8 protein-coding genes are annotated in these 7,395 nt (G+C 71.7%); 3 read left to right on the top strand and 5 right to left on the bottom strand.

Translation table 11 applies throughout. The features are described from left to right. On the top strand, positions 1 to 214 hold a 214-nt coding region (locus PROKR_RS36845; RefSeq protein ID WP_036960918.1), incomplete at its 5' end, for a nucleoside deaminase. A gap of 13 nt (positions 215 to 227) precedes the next feature. On the opposite strand, the gene PROKR_RS06545 is transcribed toward PROKR_RS36845, so the two are convergent. Both PROKR_RS06545 and PROKR_RS06550 read right to left on the bottom strand, forming a co-directional pair. Continuing rightward, the gene (locus PROKR_RS06545) at positions 228 to 770 is read right to left on the bottom strand and encodes a hypothetical protein (RefSeq protein ID WP_157601932.1); all 543 of its coding nucleotides are present in this window, start codon (positions 768 to 770) and stop codon (positions 228 to 230) included. Positions 771 to 880: 110 nt separating this feature from the next. Beyond that, positions 881 to 2,017, bottom strand: coding sequence for an L-histidine N(alpha)-methyltransferase (locus PROKR_RS06550; RefSeq protein WP_157601933.1), 1,137 nt, complete (start codon positions 2,015 to 2,017; stop codon positions 881 to 883). A 62-nt stretch (positions 2,018 to 2,079) separates the two neighbouring features. Between PROKR_RS06550 and PROKR_RS06555 the strand changes: the two genes are divergently transcribed. Beyond that, positions 2,080 to 3,015 (top strand): Sir2 family NAD-dependent protein deacetylase, encoded by a 936-nt coding sequence (locus tag PROKR_RS06555; RefSeq protein ID WP_425414861.1) that lies wholly within the window; start codon positions 2,080 to 2,082, stop codon positions 3,013 to 3,015. Between the two features lie 56 nt (positions 3,016 to 3,071). Here PROKR_RS06555 and PROKR_RS06560 read toward each other — a convergent pair whose 3' ends face one another. Continuing rightward, the gene (locus tag PROKR_RS06560) at positions 3,072 to 4,028 is read right to left on the bottom strand and encodes a transglutaminase domain-containing protein (protein ID WP_036960926.1); all 957 of its coding nucleotides are present in this window, start codon (positions 4,026 to 4,028) and stop codon (positions 3,072 to 3,074) included. Positions 4,029 to 4,247: 219 nt separating this feature from the next. Here PROKR_RS06560 and PROKR_RS06565 point away from each other — a divergent pair, with 219 nt between their 5' ends. Then, positions 4,248 to 5,243 carry an arabinan endo-1,5-alpha-L-arabinosidase gene (locus tag PROKR_RS06565; RefSeq protein ID WP_036960928.1) on the top strand — a complete coding sequence of 332 codons (996 nt, stop codon included), beginning with the start codon at positions 4,248 to 4,250 and terminating at the stop codon, positions 5,241 to 5,243. Positions 5,244 to 5,316: 73 nt separating this feature from the next. Here PROKR_RS06565 and PROKR_RS34105 read toward each other — a convergent pair whose 3' ends face one another. Next, positions 5,317 to 6,966: a carbohydrate-binding domain-containing protein gene (locus tag PROKR_RS34105; protein ID WP_036960930.1), complete on the bottom strand. Its 1,650-nt coding sequence runs from the start codon at positions 6,964 to 6,966 to the stop codon at positions 5,317 to 5,319. Beyond that, positions 6,963 to 7,395: VTC domain-containing protein (locus PROKR_RS06575; RefSeq protein WP_157601943.1), on the bottom strand; the 433-nt coding region annotated here is incomplete at its 5' end. The genes PROKR_RS06575 and PROKR_RS34105, both read right to left, overlap by 4 nt.

Raw genomic sequence — 7,395 nt, forward strand, 5'->3', positions numbered from 1 at the left:
GGAGCCCTGCCCCATGTGCGCCGGGGCGCTGGTGCAGTCCCGGGTGCGGCGGCTGGTCCTGGGCGCGTGGGACCCCAAGGCGGGGGCCACCGGATCGGTCTGGGACCTGGTGCGCGACCAGCGCGCGCTGCACGAGGTCGAGGTGCTCGGCGGGTTCCGCGAGGACGAGTGCGGCGCGCTGCTCCGTGCGTTCTTCGAGGCCCGGCGCGGCTGAGGTCGGACCCTGGTCAGACCTGCGGCAGGGCCGCGTGCAGCTGGTCGAGCAGCGTGCGCAGGCGCAGCAGGTAGAGCCGCTCGTTGGCCAGGCTGGACATGTTCGCCACGGCGTCCGGCCGCTCCTGGTACTTGACGATCATGAGCTCGAACTCGGTGAGGTCCCGGCGCCAGTTGTACCCCTGGACCCGCTCACGCCAGCGGTGCAGCCTCTCCACCAGTGCGCTGTCCGGAGCCCGGCTGAGCACGCCGGAGGCCAGCGCCACGTCGACCGCCGAGAGCGCGAGCCGGGGGCTCACCGAGAGCGCCTGGTCGCCGCCGGTCCGGAGCCCGGCGAGCCGGCGCTCCACGATCACCCGGTTCTGCCGCAGCTCGAAGATCACCGAGGCGACCAGCTCCGAGCGTCGCTCCGTCTCGGCGTTCTGCCGCTCCACGACGAGGCCGGTCACGCCCGCCAGCAGGGTCAGCGAGTTGACCCACGGCTCCCACTCGGGGCCGATGCCGAGGATCCACAGGATGCCCAGGACGAACGCGACCGCCAGCAGGGTGTAGGTCACGGCGGCGACTGTCACGCGCCGTCGTCGGGCCCAGCGCCGGTCCGACCACGCCCCCGCGACCCGCCGCCGCGCCAGGCGCACGCGCGCCCGGACCGCCTGTGCCGCCCGGGTCACTTCCATACGTCGAACGCGGGCAGGGGCGTCGGCGCGTTCTCGTCGGGCGCCAGGAGGCGCAGCTCGAGCCCGAACGGGTTCTGCCGCCGCGCGTACCGGAAGCGTTCCCGCTGCACGTGGGTGGTCCGGAGGCCGGCGTCGGTGACCAGCTGGTCGATCCGCTCGGTCGTGTACTTGCGCGTCGTGTAGAGGCGGATGGTGTCCAGAGGCTTGAGGTGCACCGGCCGGCTGCCGGGGATGGCCATGCGGAGCGTCTCGCTGCCGACGTTCTGCCAGAACACCTTCAGCAGGATGCTCTCGTCGTCGACCGCCCCGGTGAACCGGACCTGCTCCAGGTCGATCTTGAGGTCGGTGTTGTAGCGGACGGCACTCGCCACGAACTCCACGAACCCGCGGGTCTGGCGGTACTCGGCCTCGGCGGCGTGGACGGCGTCCTCGGCCAGGCTCTCCGTGGTGGCGAACTCGACGAGCATCCGGTCCTGCGGGCGCAGCACCTTGGCGATGCCGTCGAGGAACTCCGCGTCGTCGTCGAAGTTGGCGACCGTGTTGCCGACGAGCGAGAAGAGGATCGCCTCGTCGCCCACGAGGCGGTCCAGGAACTGCTTGAGCTCCTCGAGGTTGCCGTCCAGCGACAGGTCGATCTGCAGGCCGAGCGACCGGTCCAGGGGAAAGTGCGCGTCACGGACGGCGGTGCGCGACCCGGTCCGGAGCATCTCGGCGCTCATGTCGACCGGGACGTAGAGCATGGACGGGTTGGCCCGGTGCATCGTCTCCAGGAACATGCCGTCCTTGGCCCCGGTGCCGACGCCGAGGCTCACCAGGTGCACGCACTCGTCCGTGACCAGCGGTGAGATGGTGCGCCACTGCCGGCGGAACATCTCGGTGCCGACCTTGATCACCATGTACGTCGGGTCGTTGGAGGCGTTGAACCAGGCGATCGTCGGGCCGATGCCCCAGTACGCGTACCCGGACGGGACGCGCTTGCCGTCGCCGGACGTCGAGTGGCCGTCGTCGAGGTACTGGGCGAGGGTGGCGAGCTTGTCCGACTGGTCCTCGCCGACCAGGGTCACGGACCAGGCGAAGTCGTCGCCCGCAAGGGTGCTGTCGATCCTTGAAATCGCTGAGTCGCCCACGCGGTCCCCTCATGCTCCGGTGCAAGGAGACCCCAGGCTAGCGGCCCGCACGACCGTGCGAAATGGAACACACCTCGGGTGCGGCGGGCCGACGTCGGCATACCCTCGTAGGCGTGTTCCCTCAAGCTCGCCCCACCACGTGGGAGCCCCAGCGCGTCGAGGTCGCCCGTACCACCGTGGACGACGCCGTGGACGTGCTCTCGGGCCTCCGGTTCACCGCACTCACGGGCGCCGGGATCTCGACCGACTCCGGCATCCCCGACTACCGCGGCCCCGACTCCCCGCCGCGCAACCCGATGACGTACCAGCAGTTCGTGGGCGACGAGGAGTTCCGCCGGCACTACTGGGCGCGCAACCACGTGGGCTGGCAGCACGTGGACCGCACCGCGCCGAACGCCGGGCACAGGGCGCTCGTCGAGCTCGAGGAGCGCGCGCTGCTGACCGGGATCATCACGCAGAACGTGGACCTCCTGCACGAGGACGCGGGCTCCCGCAACGTCATCGACCTGCACGGACGCTACGACCGCGTGATCTGCCTGACCTGCGGCCGGGTGATCTCCCGGACCCACCTCGCCGAGCGGCTCACCGAACTCAACCCTGGCTTCCTCGAGTCCGTGGGCGACGTCGCGGACGTCGAGATCGCGCCGGACGCCGACGCCGTCATCGAGTCGACCGCGCACTTCAAGCCGGCGCCCTGCGAGTTCTGCGGGGGCGTGCTCAAGCCCGAGATCGTCTACTTCGGCGAGAACGTGCCGCGCGAGCGGGTGGACCGGGCGTTCGCGCTGGTCGACTCCGCCGACGCGCTCCTCGTCGCCGGCTCGTCGCTGACGGTGATGAGCGGGCTCCGGTTCGTGCGGCACGCAGCGGAGGCGGGCAAGCCGGTCGTGATCGTCAACCGCGGCATCACCCGCGGCGACAAGTACGCGACCGTCAAGATCGACTCGGGCACGAGCGACGTCCTGACCGAGCTGGTCCGCCGCCTTCCCCCGCTCGCCTAGCGCCCCGTGTCAGACGCACGGATCACTCCGGTGACCCGTACGTCTGACACGAGCGGCTAGCGGGTCGTCAGGTCCGTGATGCCGCCGTGCCCCGTCGGCGACAGCGTGAGCACGCGGTTGCCCGGGTGCAGCCGTGGGTCCCCGTGGTACAGCTCGGCGAGCTGGTCGGCGGCCTCGCCGTCCCCGGAGTCGGCGGCGACGAGCAGGTAGGCGAGCTCGTCGGCCACGGCGTCGAACTCGGCGTCGGACATGTCCGCGCCGGGCAGGCCCGCCTCCTGGACCCAGGCCGCGGCCCGGCCGTCGGCGGCCTCACGGACGTACGAGGTGCCCAGCTCCGGGCCCCACAGGTCCCAGAGCAGCAGCTCGTCGCGGTGCCGGTGCGCCACCTCGTACAGCACGTAGTAGCGGACGAAGTCCTTGCCGTGCAGGAACGGCACGTCCGCTGTCACGCCGAACGTCGCGGGGTCCACGGTGCCGGCGCGGATCGCGAGCCACGCCTCGGCGGCCGTGACGAACGGGGAGTCCGGCCCGGTGGGCATGTCGTGCACGTCGAAGTCGAAGTCCTTCTGGTCCAGCTCGGGGTCGAACCGGAGCCAGCGCTTCCCGTCCCAGCGTTCGCCCACCACGTGGTCGGCGTTCCAGCCCGGTGTGAAGTACGTGGCGAAGCCGATCCTGGACCGCGCCGGGACGTCATGCGTACGCAGCACGCCGAGCGACAGCAGCGTGTGGTCGCGGCAGCAGCCCGCCACCTGTTGCGCCTGCGTGCGCGGTCCGTCCAGCGGTGCCCGCAGCTCCGCGGCGTCCAGGATGGAGGTCAGCCAGCGGCGGTCGGGGTCGGTCCGCTGCGCCTCGGTCAGCGTGGGGCTGTCGGCCCGGTAGTGGACCACGGCAGTGCAGACGAACCGGTGCAGTGCTTCCGGGTCGGTACTCAGCTCGGTGAAGTATCCGGTGTGATTTCCGGGGTTCGAGTACGGACTGTGGTCCGAGTAGTCGAAGAGCGTGGGCGCGGGCATCGGTGTCCTCCCTCAGCGGTGTCGGGAACACTACCCCGCGACCCGGGACATTTCACAGGCCGTACGACGGACCCGGGCCACCTCTTGACGCGCGAATTCACCCACCTCCACACTGTTCTACAACCTTGTAGAAGCCGGAGCGACGATGATCCGGCAGCGATTGTGAGCGCTCACAGTCACTGCTCCGTCGGGTCCGGCACGTACCGGACGGAGGCAACGATGCACCAGTTCCGCACACGTCTCACCCGCAGCGCTCGACGCCGACAGGCAGCCGTCGCGCTGCTCGTCGCCGCAGGGCTCGCGATCGCCCCGGCGGCTCCCGCGGCGACGGCGGCCTACCCCGACCCCGGCGTCGTCACCGGGAGCACCGGTGTGCACGACCCGGAGGTGGCCAAGTCGCCCGGCGGCAACTACCTGCTCGCCCACACGGGCGCCGGGATCACCCTGAAGACGTCGACGGACCGCACCCGCTGGAACGACGCCGGGGCCGTGTTCCCGAACGGTGCCTCCTGGGCGCACTCGTACACGAACGGCAGCGACCACCTCTGGGCGCCCGACATCACCTACGTCAACGGCCGCTACTACCTGTACTACTCGGCGTCGACCTTCGGCTCGAACCACTCCGGCATCTTTCTCGCCACGAGCACCACGGGCGCGCAGGGGTCGTGGACCAACCAGGGACTCGTCATCGAGTCGAACACGTCGGACGGCTTCAACGCGATCGACCCGAACCTCGTCATCGACCAGTCCGGCCGCTGGTACCTCAGCTTCGGGTCCTTCTGGTCGGGCATCAAGATGATCACGCTCGACTCCTCGACGGGCCAGCGGTCAGGGTCCGAGCTCCGGAGCATCGCCGGCCGGGGCGGCGGTGCCATCGAGGCACCGACCATCCACTACCGCAACGGCTACTACTACCTGTTCGTCTCGTTCGACGTCTGCTGCCAGGGTGCGAGCAGCACGTACCGCGTGATGGTGGGCCGATCGACGTCGGTCACGGGGCCCTACGTGGACCGCGCCGGGACGGCCATGACGTCGGGCGGCGGTACCGAGATCCTGGCCGGCCACGGGAGCATCCACGGGCCCGGCCACCAGGCGGTGCTCCCGGACAGCGACGCCGATGCGCTCTTCTACCACTACTACACCGACAGCGGGGCCTCGAGGCTGGGCATCAACCTCCTGGGTTACGACCCCGCGGGCTGGCCGTACGTCTACTGAGTCGGCACCTCGATGTGTCAGACGCTCAGGTCACCGGAATGACCTGAGCGTCTGACACGTCTCTCCGGCGAGGTCAGGGCTGGCCACCCATACCCGTGCCCGTCGGCGCCTCGCCCGCGGCCACCGTGGTGACCTCCCCGCCGTCGGCCTGGATCGAGTAGGTCTCGCCCGTGGTCACGGTCTCGGAGGCCAGGACGACCGACTGTGTGTCCTTGGTCAGCGTCACCTCGGCCACCGTCGTGCCCGACGCGTCGGCCACGGTCAGCTCCGTGCCCGCCGCCAGGGTGTCGAAGGCCGCCGCGACCCAGCCCTCCGAGCCGTCGCCCGGCGTCTGCAGCATGCTCGACGTGCCGACGGCGAGCAGCGTGCCGCCGTCCACCGTGAGCGCGCCGGCGCTGTCGAGCGTGCCGTTGCCGCCGGTGGACGGGCCGAGGACCGTCACGTCGCCGCCCGAGACCGTCAGCGTCCCGTTCGAGTCGAGGCCGTCGCCGCCGGCGTCGACCGTCACGTCACCGCCCGTGATCACCAGCGAGAAGTCGCCGGCCGCCTCGCCCGGCATCCCGCCGCCCCCGCCGCCCTGCGGCGGCTCGCCCTCCGGCATGGTGCCCGACGACGGCGGCTCGGCTCCCTCGGGCAGCTCGCCGTCTGCAGGGGGCTCGGGGGCGGCGTCAGCGGCCTGGTCGGACGTCGCGGTTCCGTCGGTCGTCGTGCTCGTGCCGCCCGCGGCGTTGAAGCCGTCGTCGGACGACGTGACGTCCACCGAGCCGCTCACGACCAGGATGTGCGCGCCCTCGATGCCCTCGACGGACTCGGAGACGGTGACCGTGGCGCCGTCGATCACGAGGTCGCTCTCGGCGTGCACGCCGTTGTCGCCGGCAGCGACGGTGACGGTGCCGCCGAGCAGGGCCGCGTAGCCGACGGTCTCGCCGTCGTCGTCGGTGCCGTCCTCGTTGTCGGCCTTCAGTCCGTCGTCCGCCGCGTCGACGTCGAGGGTGCCGTCGGTGACGACCAGGAAGTCCTTGCCGCGGACGCCGTCGTCCACCGCGGTGGCGGTGATGTCGCCGCCCGCGATGACGAGGCCGTCCTTGGAGGCGATGCCGTCGTTCGAGCGGCCGGTGACCGCCAGCGACCCGGCGCCCGAGACGACCATGGAGTCGGCCGAGAACAGGGCGGCGTTGGGGGCGTCGTCGCTGGTGTCGGTGTAGGTGTCGGCGTCGGTCAGGCTGTTGGACGAGGCGTGCGCGAGGACCACCGACACGTCGTCGGCCTGCGTGACGGCGATCGCGGACCCGGTCGAGCTGGTGATGTCGGCGCCGTCGAGCACGAGCCGGACCAGGCCGTCCGCGTCGGACGCCACCACGATCCGGCCGTCGTCGAACGTGCCGCTGATCCGGTAGGTGCCGGGCGCGGAGATGGTCACGGTGGAGCGGTCGGCGGCGGCACCGTCGCCCGAGACGGTGGCGGTGTCGCCGGCCAGCGAGACGCTGGTCTCGTCGGCGGTGTCCCAGGTCTGGTCGGCGAGGGCCGCGAGCTCGGTGTAGTCGTCGTTGTCGGCCAGCGCGTCGTCGACCGTGGTCGCGACCTCGGAGACGGTCGTGGTGGTGGCCGTGCCGGTGCCGGTCGTGGAGTCGGCGGCGGCCGTGCCGCACCCGGCGAGGGCGCCGAGCACCAGGGCGCCGGCGGCCGCGGCGGTCGGGAAGGGTCGGGGTCGGCGGATCGTCATGCGGAGGTCCTCTCGCTGGTCAGTCTGTGGGTGTCCGGGGTCGGCAGGCTTGCGGTGAGCAGGCTCGTCGTGAGCCGACGGCGGACGAGGCGCCTCCAGGGCATGTCCGGCAGGTCGGGGCGCAGCACGGCGAGCCCGGTCGCGTACTTGGAGATGCGGTCGGGGCGGTGGCCGGCGCGCCAGAGCAGGCGGTCGACGGACGAGGGCCCGGATCCGGCGGCTGTCTTGGTCTCGACCACCACGAGGTCGCCGACCGCGGCAGCGGGGTGCTCGATGGCGCGGTCCGCGGCGGGCGCGGCGTCGCAGGGGCTCAGCAGGTCCCAGACCAGGCCGGTGTCGAGGGTCACGCGGGCGTCGTCGAGCAGCAGGGTGGTGCGGCGGTACCGCGACCGCAGGGTCGGGGCGAGCACCGGCGCCGACGGCGCCCCG

Origin of the sequence: Promicromonospora kroppenstedtii DSM 19349 (assembly GCF_000515355.1) — a bacterium.
GTDB classification, from domain to species: Bacteria; Actinomycetota; Actinomycetes; order Actinomycetales; family Cellulomonadaceae; genus Promicromonospora; species Promicromonospora kroppenstedtii.

Bases quoted from the DNA above. Each gene is read 5' to 3' on its own strand.
- PROKR_RS06555 (WP_425414861.1), top strand. From the start codon at position 2,080: ATGGAACACACCTCGGGTGCGGCGGGCCGACGTCGGCATACCCTCGTA.
- PROKR_RS06560 (WP_036960926.1), bottom strand. From the start codon at position 4,028: ATGCCCGCGCCCACGCTCTTCGACTACTCGGACCACAGTCCGTACTCG.
- PROKR_RS34105 (WP_036960930.1), bottom strand. From the start codon at position 6,966: ATGACGATCCGCCGACCCCGACCCTTCCCGACCGCCGCGGCCGCCGGC.
- PROKR_RS06565 (WP_036960928.1), top strand. From the start codon at position 4,248: ATGCACCAGTTCCGCACACGTCTCACCCGCAGCGCTCGACGCCGACAG.